Source organism: Actinospineispora spinosispora DSM 44797 (assembly GCF_000429025.1).
In the GTDB taxonomy this organism is placed as follows: Bacteria; Actinomycetota; Actinomycetes; order Mycobacteriales; family Pseudonocardiaceae; genus Pseudonocardia; species Pseudonocardia spinosispora.
The window spans coordinates 88400-110387 of sequence record NZ_AUBB01000031.1; the positions used below are offsets into that span (position 1 = coordinate 88400).

The window sequence follows — 21988 nt, forward strand, 5'->3', positions numbered from 1 at the left end:
CACCACCGTGGATCATGTTGAGACACGTTCCATGCCCAGACGGCGCCACCATCCGCACCCTGCTCACTGCGGCACCACGGCAGAAGAGAGACAGTCAGCTGGCGACCTCGGCGGAGACGATCAGGAAGTTCGGCAGGTGGACGTAGCCATCGATCCCGGCGATGCCGGGCTGTGCCGCCGCGGCTACCGCAGGGTCGAGTCCGGGCTCGGCGAACTCACGCAGCCTGCAGCCCAGCGACACCAGTTCATTGAGGTACGCCGAAATCGGCCGGTGGAAATCCGAGGCAGAAGGCCCGACGATCTCGTACTCCGCCAGGTACCGCCGAGTCCGGTACTCACCGTGTTCCCGCCGGCTGCCCCACAACTGCTCGAAGGCAGGGTGGACCACGGCGAATACGAACAGGCCACCTGGCCGCAGTGCCTGCACGCAGGGGCGCATAGCGGGCTTCCAGTCGGGGATCGCCATCAGGACCATGCTGCATACGGCTGCGTCGAACAGTCCGCCCAAGTCCGGCAACCGGGTCAGGTCCGCCTGAACGTAGGTGACGCCCTGCCTTGACTCGGTTTCCTTCTCCCGGGCGAACGCAGACATGACCTCCGTCGGTTCGACGCCCACGACCTGCGCACCGTACTCGGCAAGCATTCGACTGAAGTATCCGTTGCCGCATCCCGCGTCCAGAACCCGCAGGCCGCGCACGTCGCCCAACAGTCGCAGTAGGACAGGGTTCACTAGGTGCCGCTTGGCGAAGTCTCCGTCCTTCGCGCTCGCTTCCATCGCCTTGCGCGTGGTGGAGATATTCCACTGTCTGATCGCATCGTTGTTTGTCCAACTGGATGCCATCGCGTGACCTTAGCGGAACCCGCCGACACTTTTACCTGATCTTATGGTCTATATAGCGCGGCCCTGAGCATTCCGTCGTTGACTTCAGCCGCAGAGGAAATTCGCAGGTTCTGCCGTTCGAATATCCGTTCCCGAGTCATGGAGTCGACGATGAAATCCGAATCCCCGGCCAAGTTCGGTCACGCGATCATCGCGGCGCTCAGTCGGTCGAGCGGTCTGTGGCGACGGCCTCGGTCGTTGTGGGCCGCGCTCGGGATCGTTGGGATCGCGGCCGCGATCATCGCGCTGGGCGTCATCGGCGACGGGCAGACCCGACAGTATCGGGACGGCGCCGCCAAGGTGGCCGATCAGATCAACATCACCTCTGATCGGACCAGGATCCCGGGCCTCGGTGGGAGCGCGCCGCTGAGCCTCACCGACTCGGACGTCAGCGCGCTGCGCGACAGGCACCGCGCGCCACACCTTGCCGAGGTCTCCCCCATGATCACGGGCAGCATCACGGTCGCCGAGGGCAAGGCAGCGGAGAAGGCCAACGTGGTCGGTGTCGAGGAGGACTATCCCCAGCTCGTTGCGCGCAACATCCTCGCCGGGCGCTGGTTCAGCGCGAGCCAGATCACCGACGGCGATCGAGCCGTGGTCATCGGCCCGACGACCGTCAGCTTGCTCTTCGGTCACAACACCGATCCACACACCGTCATCGGGCGCTCGATCCAACTGGCGAACAGCGCCTTCACCGTCGTCGGTGTCTTCGAGTCCAACGACCAGGCCGACAACCTGGCCGTGGTTCCGTTGGCCGCCGCCCGTGCCTACCTCACCGGAGACCGGGACGGCCGGGTCGACAGCATCATCGCCAAGTCGACCGACAGCGCTACCGTGGGTGACGCCGTGCGGGAGATCACGACGGTGCTGGATGCTCAGCATCATGTCGCCACACCCGCCGACCGCGGCTACAACGTCAGCACGTTCACCGAGTCCATCAGGAAAAGCGGAGACTATCTCTACTCCCTGAGCATCTTCGTCATCACCGTGGCGGTGATCTCCTTGTTGATCGGCGCCGTCTGTATGGCGAGAATCAAGTCCCGGCGGGACCGACGAGCACGTTCCCTCACCGTCACTACCGCGTAGACCCGGGTCGGTGCGGGTCACTGCCCGTCGCCGCGATCCGATCGGACCGCTGGTCAGCGAGCAGATCCAGTGGCACGTACCGGATTCGTGGAGCAGTGTCGAGTCGACGTGGATTGAAGGATCGCCGACCCTTCAGTAGATTCGAATGTAAAGCATCGAGATGTCTCGCTTTACCGGAATAGTCCGGGGCGCGGAGGCTGGTTCCGATGCCCACTCATGGCGTCTCGCACCCGAGTTCGGTCTGTGCGCCTGGCCAGTATCGGAATGGCCGCTCCGCCGACATCGACGTGACGCGATCCCGCGACGGCATCGGATCTCAGATTCCCCATCGGAATGGGGCCGAGGACCACCTCGGGTCCACCACAGAAAAGGATTGCGACACATGCTGCTGCACGGACTCGCCACATACGCAAGTAGCAATACCCACGTTCTCGCCGAGGGAGCATCGGCGGCGGGCGGGGTCGGCGACCTGCTCTCCGGCGTCCTCGGCACCGTGACCGGCCTGCTCGGCAAGGTGCTCGGCCTGGTCGGTCTGTAAGTAACCGCCCTCCAGAACAGGCGTGGCCGCTGATCCGCCCTCCCCTCGACGGGTCAGCGGCCATGCCGTCTTCCACCGAACCGCTTCCGCCCGACTGCCTTTATTACCGACTTGCCGATCGTTTATCCCGCCATTAAGCCCGCTGGTGATTCTGTACCGTACAGACGGACCGCGGCCAGGAACTGCGCACGGGCGCACTCGTATCGGACCGTCCGCACACCAGCCGATTCGTGACGCGATCGCAAGGAGCGGGATCACCCCCGATGAGCCGTACACACCGAACCATTGTCGTATCGGCCGCGATCGCCGCCCTCACCGGAGCGGCTGTACTGATGGCGGCCCCCGCGCTGGCCAGCACATCCGACTCCGATTCGACCCAATCGCAGCTCTCCGGTGTAGCCGACAGCCACCCCAGGACCGAGCGGGCCGAGAGCCGATCCGACGACGAGGACGAGGACGACGACGACACCGCTGGTCAGGCAGAGCCGGGCAAGGCAGGCAAAGCAGGCAAGGCGGACGAGCACGACACCGCCGGTCAGGCGAAGCCGGGCAAAGCAGGCGAGGCGGACGGGCACAGCACGACAGGCGGGGCGAAGGCAGGCACCGGAGGCAAGGCGGGCAACGCGTCCGTCTCGGACACTGATGACAGCACGGAGGGTGCGGGTCACTCCCAGGACGGGCAGTCGGGCGAGGTCAAGGAACACCAGGCGAAGGTGACCGCGGCGAAACCCGACCGGGTCCGAATCGACAGCCCCGCCACCGGTCAGATGAAGAAGCTACCCGGCGATACCTCGGCGCATCCCGCGCGAAGTTCCCTGGCGTCCACACCGACCTCCACGCCGACACCTAAGCCCGTGCACGCGCCCAAGGCCGCTACCAAGGCGACTCCGGCGACAACCGCCCATTCGACGTCACCCCACGATCACGCACAGCATCGGGATCCGCACCCCGCCCTGCCAGGCCTGGGTCGGCAACCCGAGCCGCCCAAGATGGGTTGAGTGACGGGTAGCCCGAGCGTGCCGAAGAGCCCGCTTCGTACGCAAGGCCCGCCGCTCCCCAGCAGCCCGGCGGTCTCGGACCCGTTCCCCGGTTCGCGGTGTCCGAGACCACCGGGCCACGCACGGTCACAGTCGGCGCCGGGATCGCGCCTGGCCTTACGGAGGCTCCAGTGGGTGGAATCCACAGCAAGATCGATGTAGGGAGGTCCCGTCGGCGACGGATCGACAAGCCGGCCAGCAGGGCATCGGCGGGCAGGATGTCGGCCGGTACGACGGTGCTGGACCGCGACCCGGAGCCCAGACCGGAACCCGACGAGCGTCCGACGCCGCGCGGCGATACCCGCCCACCGGTCCGGCAGACGGCCGAGCCCGACGCCGCACACCCGACCACGACGCCGAAGAAACCGAAACCGGCGAAACGCCCCGGTCGGACCAGGGCTCTGCTGCTCGAGATCGCCCTGTTCACCTTGGCGCTGGCCGGCGCGGGCATGATCGGAATGCACCGCACCCGCCTGATCGGACTCGCACTGGTCGTGGCGTCACTCACTGCCGTCTACCTGCTGCGCAGACGTCGATCCGGTAGCCGCTGGGGAACCGCCACCGCGTTCGCCGCGCTGACCTTCGCCGTGATCGGCGGCCTGGTGGTCACCATGGCCCCGGACGGCCCATTGCGTTCGGTGAAGCCCAGGGACGTGGGCTCCTGGGTCCGCTCCGCCGTGATCCAGGGCATCACGATGAAACCCCCACCAGGTCGCACGACGATGCCGGTGCGGGCGCCGATGACGCCGGACCCGGAACGGGAGCCCGCGGTTCCGGCGTTTTCCGCGCCCACACCGGCATCACCGACCCTTCCCCCGCCGCCGATCCCGGCGATTCCTCCGGTTCCCTCGACCCCACCGTTGCCGTCACCCCAACCCCCGCCGGTCCCACCGCCCGCACCGATACCGGCGGATCCGCCGTCGCCGCTGCCGTTCAACGAACCGCCGCCGGAGTCGCGCGAGAAGCCATCACCCGGGCCATCGCCCGAGAAGCCATCACCTGGGCCATCGCCGAAACCAGACCATATCGATGACGCCCCGGCGGACGATGCCCCGTCATCGGACCACTCAGACGACCGGTCAGACGACTCGAAGCCGAAATCCGACCACCACGTCAAGGATTCCGACCGGAATTCAAAGGACGAGGACGATCATCGGTCGAAGAAGTCCGACGACGACGATTCCGATTTCGGCGACCTGGCGCGCAGCATGCGCAGTGGCTCAGGGGATGAAATGGGCGGCGGATTCGGCGACCGGCCCGGTGTCAATTCAGGGAACACCGGCGGCGGCATGCACAGCAGCGGCAGTGGATTCGGCGGCCCCGGCGGCAGCGCCAACGGGTCTTCAGGAGCGGATTCCGGTGGCCCCTCCGGCGGGGGCAACGGCGGGAACGGCGGCCAGGGTGGAAACGGTGGAAACGGTTTCGGCTGAGTCCGCTCAGGCGGCGGGGCTGGTGTCGTCGATCCAGGCGGTCAATCGCTGGCCGGAGTGCAGCACCACGTTGCCCGCACGCAGCAGGCGCGTGATGTGACCGACGTTGGCCAGGCTGCCCAGCTCATCGGCATCAGTCGGGCTCACGCCTGAGGCCACCGGTGTCCCGTCGTGGTCGGTGACGACGAACCGGACGTGCATCCGCCGGCTCTCGCGGCGCGGCGCACCCGAGGCAGAACGGTCCAGCGGGACCGTCTCGTCTGCCGGTCGGAGGCACGGACCCGATGTGCCGACACATCGGTCATCTGCCAGAATAGTCATCGGACCACTCCCCGTTCTCGATTTTCCGCGAGTCGTGCGATTAGTGTGCGGGACCGGAGAATAGTCGAAGACTAAGCGATGCCTAAGGTTCAGTAACCACCGTTCGGTGATTCGAATACTCGATATCGTCGAGAAATGCCATCCCCAGCATCGCCGGATAGCGGATCGAAGCCGCCCTCGGACCCGCTGGTATCGGTCGACTTCGGCCAATGGTGCCGACGGGTACTCAATTCCAGCCGTCGCGGTCTCGCCCGGCTGCTGCTGGTCCAGCTGATCGCGCAGGCGCTCGCCAGCGGGTGCACGGCTGTAGTCAAGCCGCTGCGCGCCGCGTCTCTCGACCCGTCGTGGACCGGTCCGTCGACCAGAGTGCTCGACGCCGCAAGTTCGGTGCTGTACATGGCGATCACGTCGTGCGCGGTGGTGGCCTCAGTCGTCCTGATGATCCGAGTCGCCGCGGGCCAGCCTTCGGGTGTGCGGCTGCTGGTTCGGATCATGATCCGAAGGACGCTCCCCTTGACCTTCTGGCTGGGCGTCGCGGGCTCGGGATATCTCCTGCTGGTGTGGCTCACCGCCATCGGCGGCTCCGATCCGCTGTACCTGGCGGTAGGTGTGTTCCTGTATCTATACGTCGTCTTCGGCGCCTCGCTGGTCGGTGTGATCGTGGTGGAGCGCAGGTTCTGGCCGCTCGGTCGATGCTTCGCCCTGATCCGCCATCGCTTCTGGGCGACCACCGGGCGGCTACTGCTCGCGCATCTGGCGTTCATGCTCTACTGGGCGGTCACCAGCTACCTGCCGGTCGACCGGCTCGGCCCGCTGTTGGGTGGACTGACTCTCATTCCGATCAACATCGTGGGCACCGCGGTGGTCCTGGTCAGCTACGCCGAGCTGCGCGCCCGGTCGGACCCGACGACCACCACCCGCACCCTGGACGCGGAGCTGACCTCCGGGACTCAGCCGTCCTGACCTCGTCCCTGGCGTCGCTGCTGTTCGGCGCGCTCCCGACACCGCCGCAGGAATTCAGCGTCCGCCTCCGGGTCCTCCGACGAGAACCGGCCAGGGCGGTCGTACTCGGGGAACTCAGGGCTGCGGCGCGCATAAGGCAAGGCTTTGGTGGGCGGGGCGACGCCGGTGGGGCGTCCCGCCACCAGCCAGACGATCGACCCGGCCAAGGGCGCTAGCACCACGAAGATCAACCAGACGAGCCGCGGCAGATTCCTGCACGCGTCGTCGTCGGTGGTCAGCACATCGAGGAGGCAGTACAGCCAGAGACAGAAAACCGCCAGGCCGACGAAGCCGTCCAGATAAAGCACCGATACTCCTTCGAATAGTACGGCCGAGTTCAGGACAACATAGTCCCGCAGCGGGACCATGCCGAACCACTATTCACGCCATATCAACGGCAAGTTTTATGACTCGCTTAGCGCAGACATAATCCATTGCGCAGTACGGCTTCGTGTTCGACACCGCGCACCGTAGGTTCACACCGCGCGGTGTGCACACTGCGCGGTGTCGACGTTAGGTGCGCGGTGTCGCAGGGTCGCCGAGCGCGAAATCAGCCCATTCCATGGTCGCATCACCCTCCGGGTTCGGTGAGGAACCGCGCGACCTCGGCGCGGGCCAGTGGGCCGTTCGCGGCCCGTTGGGTGACGTGGCCTGCCCCCGGGATGACCACCAGACGTCCAGCCGGTGCGCGGGACGCCTCCCGCTGTGCCCACTCCATCGGGGTCAGCAGGTCGTGGTCCCCGGCCAGCAGCAGCACCGGAACGGCGGGCAGGTTGTGGGTACCGGCGGGGAGCACGATGCCCGCCGGGTAGGACAGGACGGGAGTGTTCGGCCAGAGCCGGCAGGTCACCATCCGCCCGTTGTCGGCGGCCGCAGCCCGGTCATACGGCAGGAAAGCGTCATCGGGCAGTGCGTCCACCGCGGTGTGAATCGCCTCGGCCCGGCCCGCGACCGGGGTCGAGGCGTCCCCCCACGGGCCGTGCATGTCCTGGCACAGCGTGCTCGCGTGCAGCCCCAGGCTGAGCTGCTCCGGCCGGACCGCCTGGTTTCGCCGTACCGTGTCGATGATCGCGTCGAGCGCCGCGTAGTCGCCTGCCGCCGCGCGGTGCAGTGCGGCAGGCACCGCGTTCAGATCCGGCTTTCCGCTGGTCAGCACGGTGATGGTGGCGAGGAGTTCCGGGCCGTCATGTCGTGTGCGCACTACCTTGGCCAGATCCGCCACCGGGTCGGTGCCACATGCGGTCCGTTCACACACCAGGTTCAGGACTCGCGCGGTGCCGCCGAGTACCACCGTCTCCAGCGCCTCCGGGCCGTCGTGCGGCACGACCGAATCCAGTACCAGGCGGGCCACCCGGTCGGGATGGGTGATCGCGTATCGGGCGGCGACGAAGGTCCCGTAGGAGACGCCGTCGACGCTCAGCTTGGGCACCCGCAGCGCCTGGCGCAGCGCCTCGAGGTCGGCGACGGTGTCGGCGGTGCTGTAGAAACGCCGGACTCCGCCCAGCCGCTGTCCGCACGCCTGCACCGCACCTTCCTTCGGCGGGTCCAGATCGTTCGCGCCAGACGTGAGCTGCAGTTCCGGACAGCGCAGCGCGCCGACGCCGGTGCCGCGCTGGTCGATGAACACCAGCCGGTAGTCGCGGGTCACCTCGGGGGCGAGCTCGGTGGCGGTGATGTCGGCGGCCTGTGCCAAACCCGGTTGGCCGGGACCGCCGGTCAGCCGGATCAGAACCCCGCGCGGTGCGCCCACGTTGTCGCTCACCGCGACCGGCAGCGCCAGCTCACCGGAGTGTCGCGGCTGCGCGCGCAGCCCCGGATGATCCAGCGGCACGGTCAGCCGCGCACAGCTGAACGTCACGCCACCGGGCTTCGCCACCGGCCCCGGGTCGCTCGACCCCAGCTCGCCCGGAGTACACGGGTGGCTGCCGGTGAGTATTGGTTCGGGTGCCGGCAGCGGCCGATCCGGGTCGTCCGCACAGCCTGCAGCGCTGAGGCCGACCGCCACCAGCAGCGCCAGAACCAGCCCGACCACACCCTGGCTCCGGTTCACGGCTTGCCCCCGATGATCGGGACGTCGTAGTCGTACTGGGAGGAGCCGTCCATCCCCACCTCGTGATCGATCTCCGGAGCGACGACGTTGTCCGCGACGACCGCGCCGGTGGAGTGGTTCTGGAAGGAGAACGCCTTGGGTTTGCGGCCTCGGACCTCGTTGCCGACGATGGTGACGTGTTGGACGTCGTCGACCTCGGTGTCCTGGTAGGCGTGTGTCTCGCAGTAATTATCGGCGAATCGGATGTCCGCTGACACACCTATCCCTGAGCCGTCGCCGGCCGAGCTGTGCGGTCCTTCCGCGATCAGGCACTGGTTGGCGATCCGCTCACACCGGTTGTGCTCGATCACCACATGCCGGCTGGCCGGGTGGGCCGGGTCGGTGGCGAAGGTTTGCATGCAGTCGGCGTGCGCGAAGTGCAGATTGCGCACGTCCCGGATGGTGTTGTGCCGGATGGTGATGTCATCCCCGAAGAACCGGATGCCGTCGCCGTCCTCACCACGCGGGCTGATCGAGGTGCTGTTCTCCAGTGTGATGTCGTTGCCGGTCAACGAGATGCCGGGCGCCCATGGGCGGATCGCGTTGATCCCGGAGACCGTGATGTGACTGGCCAGCACGGTGATTCCCTTGACCGAGGTGTGCCCGTCGCCGAGCACCGAGATCGGAGCCGCCGCCGTTCCGGATCTGCGCAGCACCAGGCGCCGACCGATACCGCCGAGCACACAGATCCGATCCCCCGGCGCGGCCTTGGCCAGTGCGGCGGTCATGGCGTCGGCGTCGGTCGCGATGCTGGTGCAGGCCTGCGGCGTGGGCAGCGGCCGAATCGCCCCGCGTCCGTCGGCGGCCGTCACCGATACCGGGTCGGGATACCTCGCCGCGCCGCAACCAGCTAGTAGGACCACCCCCACCAGCGCGAGGACCGCCATTGCCGGGCGGTTCACGCGGTGCCCACCGCGACCATCAGCGCCAGATCCCCCACGAGCGCGACGACGAAACCGGCGCCGATGCCGGTGTAGACCAACCCGGGTCTGCCGCGCGCGATGAGCACACCGACCCTGCGGATCAGCAGATGCAGCATGATCCCGACGGCGAGCGCCAGCACCGCCACGCCGATGCTCTGCGCGAGCACATCGTCGGTGTCGTTGGTGAACCGTCGTCCGAGGAAGGTGCCGAGCACGGCCGGTGCCCCGCCGATCACCCCCATCGAACCCAGCAGCCCCCAGCGACGGCGACCGGACGCGGTCAACGGTGCCGTCACGGCGAACGCCTCGGTACCGGTGTGCAGTACGAACGCGGCGGTCAGCAGGATCGCCAGCCCGGTCTCGCCGCTCACCGCGACACTGCCGATGGCCAGACCGGCGCCCAGTCCGCACAGCCCAGTCCCGGTGGCCAGTACCAGCATCGATCGCCGGGGTGACCACAGTGCGTGTCTGGCACCACCGGACCGGTCCGTCCCCACCGACCAGTGCGCGGCTTCACCTCTGGTGAGCTCCTCCTTACGGGAGGCCCCGGCGCCCCGCGACCAGGTCTCATAGCCTGCCGTGACCGCGAGCCCGACCAGGAATCCACCGGCCAGTCCGCAGGCGAGCCACCCCGAGGGGCGATACCCGGCCAGGCCATCGATGGCGTGCTCGAGCGCCGCGTGTACCGGGATGAACGCCTCGGTGAGAGCGCACCAGAACACCGCGGCCAACACACCCACGACCACCGCGCTCGGCAGCACGTCGGCGGCCCGGCGGCGCCACCCCAGCACCAGTCCCAGAATTCCGCTGACCGCGACAGCGGATCCGGACAGCATGGTCCACAACTCGTCCATCGACAACGCCTCACGACCGCGAGATTCCTCGATATCGGCGAGAGCCGTTCGATTCATCTCGATATGACGGATAATCAGCGCCGGGAGGCTAACCCTCCACCCATTAAGAATGACCTAAATAAGACATAACCGCGACAGTTCTTTCCACGGTTCTCGATACCAGTTCACCCGGCGAAGCGAGCCACCCGGCTCAGCGTTTGACGAGGTGGAGGCGGTATCCCTCGGCCATCAACTCCGCCGTCACCCTGGCGACCCGTTCCGGTTGGGGACCTCCCTGGCACGGCCGGTACCCGACCTCGACCAGTGCCGCAATGTGCGGGACAAGCGGCGCATCGTCCACCGGAACTGTGTCGGCCGACCAGATCGGGGTGTAGCGGAAGGTGGCGCATTCCGACAGTTCGGGCAGCACTTCCAGCGCATACCGGTAACGGTGCAGCCGCCAGCTACCCGGCCGGGCACGCACGATGTTGAGTTGCCCGATCCGCCGATCCGGATAGCGCCCGAGGCCATCGTCGGATGCCGGATAGCCGAGGGTCTGTTCGTCGGCGCTGGTCCAGGACGGGCCCTCCCAGGTCACGACCAGTTCATCGGCGCCGACCACCGAGGCGAAACGGACGAGCGCCGTGCTCGGTGCGAAGACATCGCTGCTCGCGCGCGCCGGACGGCCCGGTGAGATGTGTCCGAGCAGGACGCCTTCGGCGAATGCGAACAGTCGGATCGGGATCGGTCGCCCAGTCGACAACAGTCGGGTGTGTGCGTTTCGAATCGCCTCGACCAGGTTGTTCCAACTGGTCTCGGCGAGCACCTCTCCGGTCTCCTGCGTCATCGTCGTCATCCGCCCGTCACCGCCCCGCTCGGTCGTCAGAGGAAGTCCGCGAACGCGGCGGCGCCACGGAGCTGGTCGAGGTCGGCCCGGTGCCGCCGGGAGGAATGTCCTCGGGACACGTCGAGGGCACGCTCGATCGAGGCGACCTCCCGCTTGGCCCACTCCGCGATCCTCGTCGGATCCCCGGCCAGGTCATCGAGCGCTTCGGTGTGTCGATGACGCCGAGTCGCGCCGTGCGACGATCCGCCGAGGCCGAGCCCGTCGGTCACCCGTCCGAGCGGGCGGGTGACATTCGCCAGCGAGGAGGTGACGCCCTCCGAGCGGCGGGCGCCGGAACGCACCGCCTTCTTCCGGGCGGCCTTGCCCACCGGGGTGTGCCGGACGAGGTTCAGCACCGGATCGGTCACCGTCGTGGTCCGGTCACCGGCATCCGGGAGTGGAACGGGTGCGCCGCCCCCTGCGGCCGCCTGGCTGCTCAATGCCGAGACGACGGCCGAACGCTGCTGCTCCAGCTCTGATTTGCGCCGTAGCATCTCCCGCACCTCGGACGGCGGGTCACCCTGGCGCCGCGACGCGGGCAACTGCTCCCAGGCCCGCTGCGCGTTGGCGATCCGTGCTAGCTGACCATCCAACGAGCTCAACGTGACCTTCGCCCGGTTCACCCAGTCGCCGTCGGTCACGATGCCGGGGCGCGTCGAGTTGTGTGGAGCTGCCTGGTAGGTCTCCGTGCCGCGCTCGGTCAGCCATCCGCCGACACTGGCACCGGCCACGATGCCCGCGGCGCTGAGCGCGGCCAGCATCCGCCGTCGTCGCTGATCGGTGCGCCGAGTGTGACGCGCGGTCCGGCCACGCTGGCTCTCGACGATCCGCTGCAGGTCCGGGCACGTCGGATCCAGATCTTGGACCAGACGTTTCGCCCACACCGATTCGCTGGGAGACGGCAGTACCGCCACCCCGTAGCGACCCTCGTAGCTCGGATCCGCTTCGGGGCGGTGGTGCAGGTCGAGCCCGGCTGCGGGGGCGAACTGCTGCTCCACCAGCATGCGTTCCCAGGATCTCGGTTTCACCAGTACCGCGACACCACCCGCTGCCGACGACCACGTACCGGCCTCGGCATACCGCGCTTCGGGATACGACACCTCCGCATGCGGCACCTGAGCGAACGGCACTGTGAGGGCGTCGGACGCCACCCGGACAGCCAGGCGGGCCTTCCTGGCCTCCGTCCGATGGGCCGGCCGACAGTACTTCCGTGGGGGCTCGCCGGTCAGCTGCTCGACGGGCGTCTCGCAACCGGGCAGTCCGCACGGACTAGTTGAACCTTGACTCATGTACCTCTCCGCTGGCACGAACAGTTCATCATCGGTGACACTTGGCGAGCCGATCGTCGGCTCAGTTCGAACTGCGGAATCCACCCGAGCCGAGGGAGCCGAGGAAGTTCTCGGCCATCTCTCGCTCGCGGTCGTAATCTCGCGAATCCTGACGCCCCCGGCTGGGTGTCGTGTCGCTACGCTGGGTACGGCGTTCCACAGTCCTCGGCTTCACTTCCGGTTCCGGTTCCGTCTCCGCTTCGGGTTTCGCTTCCAGCGCGGGACGGTCTTGCCGAACTGTGGTGTCAGGCGCGACGGCATCAGCCTTCGGCGCCACCACCGAGGGTGACGGAGCGGGCGACGACAGGGCAGGCAGTGGCGCGGCGGGGGGCAGGCTCGGTGAGCCTGTCACCTGGATCGGTGCCTGCGCCGGCTGCGAAGCGCTGCCCAGCAGTCCGACGAATAGCCCGACCAGGCCCAGTAGCGCACCGATGGCCACGAGAACCCATACTCGCCGACTCCAGAAGTCGGCTCTGGACATCGCGGCTACGCTTCGGCCTGCCGTGGCGCGCAGCTGTTCGAACCGGTCGGCTAGGAGTCGACTGGGAACCGCCGTCGGTGTCGGACCGGACGGCTCGGTCCGAGCAGACTCCGGTCCTCGGTGTCGACCGTAGTGTGAGCCGTCGTCGGCGCGCTCGAGCGGTTCGTCGGCCGGGACCGTGATCCGGCTGGGCTCCGGTGTGATCCTGGGAATCGTGCGCCATTGCCGCTCGGCTGGCCGGGGAGCGCGAGTGGGCGCGGCGTCAGCGGTCACTGCACTGTCCGGACTGTCGGTCAGCAGCCAGACAGGGGTTTCCCAGGCTTCTGGCCGATCCGCGCGGTGGCGGCGGTCCAGGTCGGAGCTGGACAAGCTCATCGTCGTGTACGCCCTCTCTGTCCGGAACCATCCCCGCAGTGACAAAAGACCAGGTCAGGAGCCGGCGAGTCAGGTCACCCGTGCCGGCACCAGAACTCCACCATCAGTCCGACTAACGGCGGGCTAACAAGCTCCTAATCCCCCGTGCTTCGGGTTCATCGCCCACGATCGGTCGACAGGTCGGATTCGGGTCCGTGCCAGTAGCGAGCGGGGGATCGAAGGTCTGAAACTTCGCAACGAAACCGTACTCAACGGTAACTCATCGACATTTATAATTGTCAATTATTTTCACTTCAGGCGAATCCCATTACCCGGGGTTTCCACGACACCGGCCTGGACACTGAATCCGCACCCTCTATAGTGTTTCAGTATGCCGACAGAGCAAAGGGCGCCGGTTTCGCCTGAAGCACGTCGTGGGCGACGCGCGTCCTGCGCCATCCCGATACAGCAGCTGCTGAAGGAAGAAGCCGAAGACGCCCTCGCCGCCGCCTCCAGGCGGCCTCGCGACAAGTCAAATGCTCACCCATTTCATCTCGCGACGTTCGTCCACGAGAAGTTGACCTCGGCGCGCTCAACGGTGGCGACCGTGAAGCAGAGACTGCGGTCCACCGTTATCCCATCTCGGCATGCAGCGGCATCCGAGTCGGCCCTGGACCGAAATAAGCCCGCGGCTCTCATCGGCTTGTCAGCGCTCTTCATAGTGGCACTCGTCCTGATTTTCCTGGTTAGCGGCGCGGACGACTCTCCGCCTCTGATCATCGATTCCACTGGGCCCATTCCGTCAGCGGTGGCGCCCACGCCACCACCGATTCCCACCACCCAGGCCGCAGCTGAACCGGCGCGGGTGGCGCACCCCGAGAAGAAGGATCATTCCGCCGGATCAGCACACTCATCCAAAGGTGCGTCTGCGGGCGCCTCGGGTGCCCAGTCAGCCAACAAGGTTGCGAACGATCTGGCCCGCCAGTGGTTCGGAGTCTCGGCCGGAGGTCGGTGATCCCAGCTGGACCAGATCAATCAGCTTCGCAGCGGACTCGCCAACAGCCGCCGCCCTGGGATCCGATATCTGGCCGCCGCCCGCACCAGGAGAATTCGGTGTCACCGAGGGTGCGGCATAATACCGACGAACATGCGGCAACGCGAGCGCCTCAACAAACTCCAGCGCTCATCGGTATTGGTTGACCTTCATCGGTGTCACTGAATCGAGGATTTCTCGCAGTGAGCTCTCCCGCACCCGATAGGAGCCGCGGACCAGTATCGCGCGCAACTCACCGCTGTGAATCATCCGATATACTGTCATCTTCGACAGGCGCAGCGCGGTGGCTATCTCAGCCACCGTGAGGAGCGAATCCCTAGAATCCTCGATCGCGACCCTATTCCCGATGTCATCGCGAATCATGTTGATTAGCCTTCCTGCGCTTGATCACGGATATTCCACTCGAGTCGAGCGGAAGTCCAGTGATACCACACGGTATCCGTGATCAAGAAGAGAGACAAGTGAAATAGCACTAAAGGCGGCTAAGCCGATGGTTAAATCGATCCTAACGTGCCCGAGAGCGGGTTCCTGCGATTGTCGATGTTCCCCCCACACTGCCCCCGGTCGCGGCACCACCGAGGATCAGTTCGACCCTGGCGCCGCCGCCCGGCGGAACCCCGAGCCGCATCCGGCCACCCGAGTCGTCGGCCGTCTGCCGCACGATGTCCAGGCCGAGACCGGTAGACGCCCCTTGAGATCGGCCTCGCTGGATCAGGCCCTCGTCCTTGAACCCCGGCCCCGCGTCATCCACGATCAGAACGCCGTCCGGCCCTCGGGTACGGACCGTGAGCCGCACCGATACCCCAGGCGGGGTATGCGCGAAGATGTTGCCGAGCAACGCATCGAGCGCCGCCGCCAGAGCGGCCTGACCGGCTCGTACCCGCACCGGTCCCGGGCACAGGTCGCGGACGATGATCCGGCCGGTCTCCTCGGCGAGCGGGGTCCAGAACTCGGCACGCTCCGCAACCACCGCGACCAGGTCCGACTCGGGGCTCGTACCGTCGGCGGTCGTCCTGCGCGCCGCGCGGATCACTTCATTGAGCACCCTGCTCACCGCGTCATGGTCCTCGCCGAGCCGCTCCGCGATGTCCGGATCCGGCACGCTGTCGATGTCCAGCCGCAATGAGGTCAGTGGGGTGCGAACCCGATGAACCAGATCGGCGACGTGCTGGGCCTGCTTGTCGAGCATCTGCTCGACCCGCACGGCGAGCAGGTTGAGTCGCTCGGCGGCACGGCGCACCTCGGTGGATCCGTCCATCTTCGCCCTGGCGCTCAGATCGCCGGCCGCCATCGTCTCCGCCGACGAGGTGAGGTCCTTCAGCGAGTACAGCAGTCTGCGCGCCAGCCGCTCGGCGAGGAGCAGTCCCATGAGCAGGAACGCCATGGCCAGCGTCACCACCAGCAGGGTGATCTTCCCGGACTGGCCCGCCAACGCGCCCTCGTCGGCGAACACTCGGACCACGGTCTGGCATCCGGTCTGGCCCGCGACCGGAAGCAGAACCTCGAATCCGTCGTCCATCGCGTCGAGCTGGAGCAGGCAGTGTCTGCTGGCCTCGGCCAACGCCGCCGGACGCGGGGCGGGGAACCCGAGAACCTGCCCGTCGGAGCGGAACACCGTCGTCGCGTAGCCGCTCACCGCTTCGGCGGGCAGTGATCGGGGGGTCAGGGACCAGGCCAGCGCCGCGACGGCGGCAGCCCGCTCGGTGGCGGTGGCCATGGCCTCACGCTCGGCGTCCCGGTGCACCAGGATGATCAGCGGGGTGACGAAGCTGACCAGGACCAGACACATCGCCGCCACGACGGCGAGCATCAAGTTCTTATACATGACGGTTCAGGCGCCGGGGTCGACCAGTCGCAGACCGATCCCGCGAATCGTGTGCAGGTACCGAGGGGTTTGAGCGCTCTCCCCCAGCTTGCGGCGCAACCAGGAGATGTGGACGTCGACCGTCTTGTCAGCGTGGCTGTAGGGCAGCCGCCACACCTCGGTGAGCAGCTGGCGTTTGGTGACGACTTCTCCGACCCGCCGCGCGAGGTAGTAGAGCAGCTCGAACTCCTTGGGGGTCAGCGTGAGGACCTTGCCGTCGAGCTGCGCCGTGCGCCGCGAGAAGTCCAGCTCTAATCGATCGATGACAATCTTGGGCTCGCTTGCCTGTCTGCTGATCTCATGGCCGCGGCGCAGTACAGCGTTTATTCGCGCCACGAGTTGCCCGGAACCGTAGGGTTTGACCAGATAGTCATCCGCACCCGCGTCGAGCAACGAGATGACGCTGCCCTCGTCGTCGGCTCCGGTCGCCACGATGATCGGTACATGGCTGATCGCGCGAATCATGCGCAACACCTCACGGCCGGTGACATCGGGTAGTCCCAGGTCCAGGACAACAAGATCGGGACGCGTCTCGACAGCGGCCTTCAGTCCGTCCATACCACTGGAAGCGGACGAGGTGGCGAAATCTGCGTCCGTCAGGAAACGGAGCACTCGTCGGCGAAGTTCGGGGTCGTCTTCGATCACCAGAATATGTGGCACATGGCACAGCATAACGTGAGGAATCTGTCCGCGAGTGCTGACCCGGATTATTCATGGTCGAGCTTTGTGAGTAGATTCTCAGCAGGCGGGACAGGACACGTCGAACTCTCGTCCATCTTTATCGAGGACGACCGAGAGAGCACCCATGTGGGTAGATCCTCAATCTCCCACGGCTGTCGGTTGACCATGTCATCGACCGAAATGAAGCCGCGCTCGAATACCCCTTCCGCAGCATCGACCAAACGATAGTCCTGGCGTGCGGAACCCATCGGATGTGATTCCAGCACCACCACCCGAACCTCGCCCGTGGTGAATCCACACCGTTCTTGTAATGCGGCGACCAACTGCTCACCCGCAAGATGCGCGTCGCCGAAGTTCCAGCCGAGCATCGTGCCTGCCATCAGTTCTCCGTCGATCACGATCGCATCCTCATGCGTCGGACCGACGGCTCTCGGCAGCAACCCGAAGGCTCCCCTGCCATGGTGATGCATCGCACGGAAGGTATACACCTTGTGCGAGAAGACTTCAGCTATTTGTTCACCGTATAGCCGGCGCAGCTGTTGATGTGGCATGGTGGTCGGTTTGGCCACGAACGTGTCGATCTTCTCGATGGCGGACGGTCGCAGCGCCCACATCGAAACCGGCCAGTTGCCGGCGTAGTAGCGCATCGCGGCCAGGTAGGAGACCTGATCAGGGCGCACGTTTCCCCAGCCGAAGAGGACGACCAGCGGAATGGTCAGCAGCGCGATCAGCAGCGGCTGTTCGGCGCTGCCCAGGTCGAGCCGAGGATGTCCCCAGAACAGGTGTAGCACCGAGAACACGATGACCAGATTCCATTCCAGCGGCGCCCCGAACGGCATCAGCGCCATCGCGGTCAGATGATAGCCGACCAGCACGACGACCCCGGCCAGGAGAGCCGTGTGGTTGCCGGACACCAGCGACAGCGGCGCGCCGAACTCGATCATCCTGGCGATCCAGGCGACGAGACCGGCCCACCGCGACGGGCGCATGTCCTCGGGGAATGAGCGGAACAGCCGTCGGCTCAGCGCGCGCGGAACGACGGGAGCATTGCTGAGCAAGGTCGAGACGGTGAACGGGAACGCCCGGCTCAGTTTCGAGGTCGCGGCGGCCCACCACATCACCACCAGTAGCAACTGTGCCGCGATCATCATGTCGGTCGGCGGGAGCAGAAAGGTCAGCAGGGTGAGCCCGTAGTGCTCGGGGCGGGCGGCCAGGAAGGCGGTCTTGTCCCGCAGTCCGAGCAGCGGTAGGAGCACCGCCAGCGGACCGACCCGCGCCGGGTCCAGAGCGCCCGTCTCGGTGGCCGACGAGCACAACAGCCATCCCGCGGCGAGCAGGACCGCCAGGTAGAGCAGTACGTCGACCAGCGTCCGGGTGCTCCCTCTGGTGAACGGCACCCGGCCCGGCCATGGCGGAAGCCTGATCGTGCCCGGCCGCAGCCAATACAGCGGCCCACCCAGCGGCGGCAGGAAGGGCAGCGACGTGGGGCCGAATCCACTACCGAGCCCGAGGATCTCGAACAGCAGCGCCCAGACGATCACCTTCTGGAAGACCGAGGGCTGGGTCCACCAGTCGCCGATCGAGGCCAGGGCAGCGGTGTCGAAGCTCAACCGGACGAACACCAGACCGCCCGCGACGAACCCGACGATCTTGAGTGCGTACAGCACAAGGAAGGCGATGGGCATGCCGGGACCGTGCTCGGCCCAGTGCTTGCAGAGTGGCTCGAGCCGCTCGGAGCGCCGCCGCCAGTGCCAGAAATGAAGGTCACAGGGTGGAAGCGGCGTGGAGAAGAACCCCATCGATCGGCCCCCTGACTTTTCCGTTGGCAGCGGCAACTGTCACGGCGCAGGAATACTAGGCCTCCACCCAGCTCCTCGACGAGGACACGCGGAACTGAATTGGGTGGTTCATTTGTACCAACAGGACAGATGAGGAGGAAACTGCACGGAGTTATTTTGTTCAGGCACCTGTCGGGGTATTGACTCCTGGGCGAAGAAGGGGCGAGCGCTGTTGGTCAGCGGTCTCGGTGGTAGGCCATGCTCACACCGGACGGAATACGTCCACGTGCGGAGATATTCATGCCTCGTCTGCGGGCCCAGTCTCGGATCGCTCGGTTCTGCTCACGCTCCACGGCAGTGATCGTGGTCGAGCCTCGGTCGGCGCCGTGCCCGCTGTAGGGCCGCCTGGCGACCGCCAGATACCTGGCCAGCGCTTCACCTAGTTTGGCGGCGTTCTCGTCGGATAGGTCGATCTCATAGCTCTTGCCGTCCAGCGCGAACTGGACTGTGCGATCGGCACGTCCGCCGTCCAGGTCATCAACGAGGGAAACCATGACTCGTTGCGCCATTGTGTAACACACCTCCACCACCAGAAACCTGAGAAACACCGATTGGCACGAGCACCCAGATCAGTCGAGCGATCGATTCCGGCTGCAGACTATACGATCCACGGTCGATTAGCGAAACCAATGACCCGCGTTTCCGGCCGGGCTGTGCGCCTCGTTGTTCACTCTGCTGATTCAGTTCGAGTCGTATATTCAGTCGAGTAGTAGTCTGGCCTGTGCCTGGTCGAACCGACCGCCGGATATTGAGACACATGTCGTACCGGGGAGTCAACTGTGAAAGGTGATGCACCATGCGGTCTCTTGTCACGGGCATGACGGCGGTGGTGACGATTACGCTGATGCTCGGAATCGGCGCCTGTTCGGCCGATGTCTCGGTGCAGAGCAGACCTCAAGACGTACGAACCGGCCGTGCGCTCGCGCAGCTGGTGGCGGACCAGGCCGATTGCGCAGGCTTCGAGGACTACGACGCCGGCAAGGACTATTGGGATTTCACCTGTCAGAGAGGTCCGCTGGGCGAGCGGACGTTCACCATCCGGACGGTGGCCGGCGTCGCGGGCAGAGAGGAGTGGACCAAGGAGCTGACCGCGCGGGGCGTCCCTCATCGGACCGGGCCGTTCTTCGTGGTGTCCTGCTGCTGGGACGGCGGGGAGCCCGGCACGGCCGAGGAACTGTGGAGGTTCCCCGGCGTCGGGTGACGAGGTATCCAGCCGCGGGGGCCCGGACCTCTCGCTAGGCTGCTGCTCGGCTCCACTCAGGATCATCCGCCATCAGCCGGGGCTCGTATTCCGGGTCTCGGCGAACCGGGCACGCAGCGTCGCCCGGAGCGAAGGACTGCTCGACTGTGTCCACGAGGCGCGCGGCTCAACGGCCGATCGCGAGTCTGCGTGACCTCGGGCGATCAGGTAGTCGCCGGGTACGCCCCGTACGGGGGCGGGCAGCTCCGCGAGGCGCCCCGCCCACGGTTCGAGCCGGTGGGCCAGCACGCGCAGCGGGTTGCGGGCGCCCCGAAACGCGTCGCCGCGGTGCCGATCCGGCTGGTCCGGATGGTGATCGACGGCGTGCAGCAGTCCCGCCGGACAGGCGCCGGCATTCCACCAGCCCGCGAGCATGGCCTTGGCCCGCCAGAGGACCACCCCGCTCGATCCGACGAGGCCGAGCCGTTCGAGTAGACGGAGTGTCGCTCGGCCACGATCAGCCGCACACCGGGGCACGCCGAACAGCGGCCAAGGTGTGGACGCCACCCGCGCCGGGCGGCACCTGGTCAAGGGCTTGACCAGGCGCTGCCCAGTAGGGAGGTCGCCAAGTTCTTCGGCAGAGGTGGCCGGATCATGGCAGGGAGCCGGTTGCGCGGGGTGGGCCAGCCCGGCAACCGGCGGAAGTTCCAGCTCGGTCGGTAGGTAGAAGGCATAGGTGGGGGTACGGCCTGTGCTGGAACCGAGGAACGTCGCCGAGGCGCCCTTCTCCGCGACGACGATCAGACCGACCTCCACCGCCCAAGCGATGACCCTCGACACCGTGCGCGGTGAGCGACTGCCCGCGTCGCCGAGTCGCCGCGCGGTGACTGCGGTCACCAGTCCGGTTCCGCGTGCCCAGTCCATGCAGTGCACCAGGTGTCGCAGGATCGTCGACCACGCCGCGCGGCGGTCTGATCGCCAGCATTGAGCCTTGACCAGCAACTCGACGACTCTCAACGCCGTCGCCTGGTCACGGAGCCGGCCGATGACGGGCAGGGAGTGCTCCAGTCGCGGGCTCGGCCGGTAGTGGCCTGCCTCGATGCGCGCGGCGGCGCGCCGCCTGCCCCTGCGTCGGGCGGCCTCCCGGCGCCGAGTTCCCGTGGCGGCATCGGCTCGGCCGCGCGGACCTGGTCCGGCCCCGCCGCGGTCCAGGTCCGCCTGAGGTCCTGGGCTCTCGGCGGCGTGGATGCGGCAGACCGTGCCGGATGGCTGCACCGCCGCCAGGACGAATTGGCCTGCCGCATAGCAGCGGAGGCACCAACCGGCGAGGTTCGTCAAGTCGGGATCGCCGGGGGAATGGTGATTTGCGGAAAACGGGACGGACGGAGTGAAAGTCGCTGCTCGCGTCAAGGCGCCCGTTGGCGGTACCATGGGCATGCGTTACTCGCCACCTTCCGGTGGCGCGCCTCCTTCCGGGTAGTGGAAGAGGTATCGGCCCGGCTGGTAACCGGTGCCATCAGCACCGCGCTCGGGCGGCAACCCGAGTCGGTGCGAATCAGACGAGGCGGCCCCGTGGGGCCGTCTCGTCGTGCGCTACGAGGCCTTCGCCAACGGCAGTTCTCGCTGGCCGCTATTCGGCTTGGGCAAGCAGTACGACGGCACCGGCATGCCGAACGCCGCACAGAGCACTCGTTCGATGATGTTCGTCATCGAAACGCCGTCTCTCTTGGCGAGCGCATAGGCATGCTCCTTGACAGCGGCCGGGAGCGTCACCGTGGTCGCCACTCGGGTCGGGTCGAGCGGCTTCGGACCACGCTTCCCACGTGAGCAGGCAGGGTTCATGAGTCACTTTCTACTGCACTGGAACGCGAGGCAGGGCACCAACCAGAGAAACATCCATGGGGCAATAGGAATTTTTTGAAGAAGGCATGTTCGACCATTAGCACTGTTGGTTAAAGTAACCATAAAGTTGGTTGAAAGATGTAGGATTCTGGCTCTGTCCACGCCGACGACAACCTGGTCAGCCGCCCGCCCGAGACCGGTGACGGCCGTCGGCGGCGGTCACCGGCTTCACCTTCATTTATCCGCGCGTGGCCATCTGACGTGAACCCGGCGCCGGCTGCGGACCAGAAGAAGCTACCGCTGAGTAGATCGCGGACAGGTGCAGTCCGGCGCCACGCTCC

General features: G+C 66.6%; 22 protein-coding genes. 6 read left to right on the forward strand and 16 right to left on the reverse strand.

Annotated features, from left to right (window positions below; translation table 11 throughout):
• Positions 1-94: 94 nt before the first annotated feature.
• The gene (locus tag G406_RS0115720; RefSeq protein ID WP_028934581.1) at positions 95-841 is read right to left on the reverse strand and encodes a class I SAM-dependent methyltransferase; all 747 of its coding nucleotides are present in this window, start codon (positions 839-841) and stop codon (positions 95-97) included.
• A gap of 150 nt (positions 842-991) precedes the next feature.
• Here G406_RS0115720 and G406_RS0115725 point away from each other — a divergent pair, with 150 nt between their 5' ends.
• The 4 genes from G406_RS0115725 to G406_RS54065 all read left to right on the forward strand — a co-directional run bounded on the left by G406_RS0115725 (position 992) and on the right by G406_RS54065 (position 4971).
• Complete coding sequence (locus G406_RS0115725; RefSeq protein ID WP_169736709.1) at positions 992-1966, forward strand: ABC transporter permease; 975 nt, start codon at positions 992-994, stop codon at positions 1964-1966.
• A gap of 382 nt (positions 1967-2348) precedes the next feature.
• Positions 2349-2504, forward strand: a complete 156-nt coding sequence (locus G406_RS56860; RefSeq protein WP_156934905.1) for a hypothetical protein — start codon at positions 2349-2351, stop codon at positions 2502-2504.
• A 263-nt stretch (positions 2505-2767) separates the two neighbouring features.
• Positions 2768-3502 carry a hypothetical protein gene (locus tag G406_RS56865; RefSeq protein WP_028934583.1) on the forward strand — a complete coding sequence of 245 codons (735 nt, stop codon included), beginning with the start codon at positions 2768-2770 and terminating at the stop codon, positions 3500-3502.
• A gap of 170 nt (positions 3503-3672) precedes the next feature.
• Positions 3673-4971: a hypothetical protein gene (locus G406_RS54065; protein WP_156934906.1), complete on the forward strand. Its 1299-nt coding sequence runs from the start codon at positions 3673-3675 to the stop codon at positions 4969-4971.
• A gap of 6 nt (positions 4972-4977) precedes the next feature.
• Here the strand turns inward: G406_RS54065 and G406_RS56870 are convergent, their stop codons facing one another.
• Entirely contained in the window at positions 4978-5292 is a 315-nt protein-coding gene (locus tag G406_RS56870; RefSeq protein ID WP_156934907.1) for a hypothetical protein, read from the reverse strand.
• 135 nt (positions 5293-5427) lie between these two features.
• Here G406_RS56870 and G406_RS0115750 point away from each other — a divergent pair, with 135 nt between their 5' ends.
• Positions 5428-6255, forward strand: a complete 828-nt coding sequence (locus tag G406_RS0115750) for a hypothetical protein (protein WP_028934586.1) — start codon at positions 5428-5430, stop codon at positions 6253-6255.
• Here the strand turns inward: G406_RS0115750 and G406_RS0115755 are convergent.
• The 12 genes from G406_RS0115755 to G406_RS0115805 form a co-directional block, all read right to left on the reverse strand.
• Positions 6243-6602 carry a PLD nuclease N-terminal domain-containing protein gene (locus tag G406_RS0115755; RefSeq protein WP_028934587.1) on the reverse strand — a complete coding sequence of 120 codons (360 nt, stop codon included), beginning with the start codon at positions 6600-6602 and terminating at the stop codon, positions 6243-6245. The two genes, G406_RS0115750 and G406_RS0115755, sit on opposite strands and share 13 nt — an antisense overlap.
• Positions 6603-6865: 263 nt before the next feature.
• Positions 6866-8344, reverse strand: coding sequence for an alpha/beta fold hydrolase (locus tag G406_RS47245; protein ID WP_051342166.1), 1479 nt, complete (start codon positions 8342-8344; stop codon positions 6866-6868).
• Positions 8341-9285 (reverse strand): right-handed parallel beta-helix repeat-containing protein, encoded by a 945-nt coding sequence (locus tag G406_RS0115765; RefSeq protein WP_028934588.1) that lies wholly within the window; start codon positions 9283-9285, stop codon positions 8341-8343. The genes G406_RS47245 and G406_RS0115765 overlap by 4 nt, the downstream gene beginning before the upstream one ends.
• The gene (locus G406_RS54070) at positions 9282-10217 is read right to left on the reverse strand and encodes a ZIP family metal transporter (protein ID WP_156934909.1); all 936 of its coding nucleotides are present in this window, start codon (positions 10215-10217) and stop codon (positions 9282-9284) included. Before G406_RS54070 ends, G406_RS0115765 begins: the two co-directional genes overlap by 4 nt.
• A gap of 133 nt (positions 10218-10350) precedes the next feature.
• Positions 10351-10995 (reverse strand): hypothetical protein, encoded by a 645-nt coding sequence (locus G406_RS0115775; RefSeq protein ID WP_028934589.1) that lies wholly within the window; start codon positions 10993-10995, stop codon positions 10351-10353.
• Positions 10996-11021: 26 nt separating this feature from the next.
• Complete coding sequence (locus G406_RS0115780) at positions 11022-12125, reverse strand: hypothetical protein (RefSeq protein ID WP_156934910.1); 1104 nt, start codon at positions 12123-12125, stop codon at positions 11022-11024.
• 250 nt (positions 12126-12375) lie between these two features.
• Positions 12376-12792, reverse strand: coding sequence for a hypothetical protein (locus G406_RS56875; RefSeq protein WP_211241166.1), 417 nt, complete (start codon positions 12790-12792; stop codon positions 12376-12378).
• Between the two features lie 1579 nt (positions 12793-14371).
• Positions 14372-14605: a helix-turn-helix domain-containing protein gene (locus G406_RS0115785; RefSeq protein WP_037076817.1), complete on the reverse strand. Its 234-nt coding sequence runs from the start codon at positions 14603-14605 to the stop codon at positions 14372-14374.
• Positions 14606-14747: 142 nt separating this feature from the next.
• Positions 14748-16052: a sensor histidine kinase gene (locus G406_RS47255; RefSeq protein WP_051342169.1), complete on the reverse strand. Its 1305-nt coding sequence runs from the start codon at positions 16050-16052 to the stop codon at positions 14748-14750.
• Positions 16053-16073: 21 nt separating this feature from the next.
• Entirely contained in the window at positions 16074-16778 is a 705-nt protein-coding gene (locus G406_RS0115795; protein ID WP_037076819.1) for a response regulator, read from the reverse strand.
• A gap of 35 nt (positions 16779-16813) precedes the next feature.
• Positions 16814-18586 carry a DUF3556 domain-containing protein gene (locus tag G406_RS47260; protein ID WP_051342170.1) on the reverse strand — a complete coding sequence of 591 codons (1773 nt, stop codon included), beginning with the start codon at positions 18584-18586 and terminating at the stop codon, positions 16814-16816.
• A 215-nt stretch (positions 18587-18801) separates the two neighbouring features.
• Complete coding sequence (locus G406_RS0115805; protein ID WP_028934593.1) at positions 18802-19134, reverse strand: histone-like nucleoid-structuring protein Lsr2; 333 nt, start codon at positions 19132-19134, stop codon at positions 18802-18804.
• A gap of 287 nt (positions 19135-19421) precedes the next feature.
• Between G406_RS0115805 and G406_RS0115810 the strand changes: the two genes are divergently transcribed.
• The gene (locus G406_RS0115810) at positions 19422-19826 is read left to right on the forward strand and encodes a hypothetical protein (protein WP_156934912.1); all 405 of its coding nucleotides are present in this window, start codon (positions 19422-19424) and stop codon (positions 19824-19826) included.
• Between the two features lie 72 nt (positions 19827-19898).
• Here the strand turns inward: G406_RS0115810 and G406_RS47265 are convergent, their stop codons facing one another.
• Positions 19899-21080, reverse strand: coding sequence for a hypothetical protein (locus G406_RS47265; protein ID WP_156934913.1), 1182 nt, complete (start codon positions 21078-21080; stop codon positions 19899-19901).
• A gap of 318 nt (positions 21081-21398) precedes the next feature.
• Positions 21399-21590 (reverse strand): hypothetical protein, encoded by a 192-nt coding sequence (locus tag G406_RS56880; RefSeq protein ID WP_156934914.1) that lies wholly within the window; start codon positions 21588-21590, stop codon positions 21399-21401.
• Positions 21591-21988: the final 398 nt, after the last annotated feature.

Coding starts and splice junctions, on each gene's coding strand:
- G406_RS0115720 (WP_028934581.1), bottom strand. CDS start 841: ATGGCATCCAGTTGGACAAACAACGATGCGATCAGACAGTGGAATATC.
- G406_RS0115725 (WP_169736709.1), top strand. CDS start 992: ATGAAATCCGAATCCCCGGCCAAGTTCGGTCACGCGATCATCGCGGCG.
- G406_RS56860 (WP_156934905.1), top strand. CDS start 2,349: ATGCTGCTGCACGGACTCGCCACATACGCAAGTAGCAATACCCACGTT.
- G406_RS56865 (WP_028934583.1), top strand. CDS start 2,768: ATGAGCCGTACACACCGAACCATTGTCGTATCGGCCGCGATCGCCGCC.
- G406_RS56870 (WP_156934907.1), bottom strand. CDS start 5,292: ATGACTATTCTGGCAGATGACCGATGTGTCGGCACATCGGGTCCGTGC.
- G406_RS0115750 (WP_028934586.1), top strand. CDS start 5,428: ATGCCATCCCCAGCATCGCCGGATAGCGGATCGAAGCCGCCCTCGGAC.
- G406_RS54070 (WP_156934909.1), bottom strand. CDS start 10,217: ATGAATCGAACGGCTCTCGCCGATATCGAGGAATCTCGCGGTCGTGAG.
- G406_RS0115775 (WP_028934589.1), bottom strand. CDS start 10,995: ATGACGACGATGACGCAGGAGACCGGAGAGGTGCTCGCCGAGACCAGT.
- G406_RS0115785 (WP_037076817.1), bottom strand. CDS start 14,605: ATGATTCGCGATGACATCGGGAATAGGGTCGCGATCGAGGATTCTAGG.
- G406_RS47255 (WP_051342169.1), bottom strand. CDS start 16,052: ATGCTCGCCGTCGTGGCGGCGATGTGTCTGGTCCTGGTCAGCTTCGTC.
- G406_RS0115795 (WP_037076819.1), bottom strand. CDS start 16,778: ATGCTGTGCCATGTGCCACATATTCTGGTGATCGAAGACGACCCCGAA.
- G406_RS47260 (WP_051342170.1), bottom strand. CDS start 18,586: ATGGGGTTCTTCTCCACGCCGCTTCCACCCTGTGACCTTCATTTCTGG.
- G406_RS0115805 (WP_028934593.1), bottom strand. CDS start 19,134: ATGGCGCAACGAGTCATGGTTTCCCTCGTTGATGACCTGGACGGCGGA.
- G406_RS0115810 (WP_156934912.1), top strand. CDS start 19,422: ATGCGGTCTCTTGTCACGGGCATGACGGCGGTGGTGACGATTACGCTG.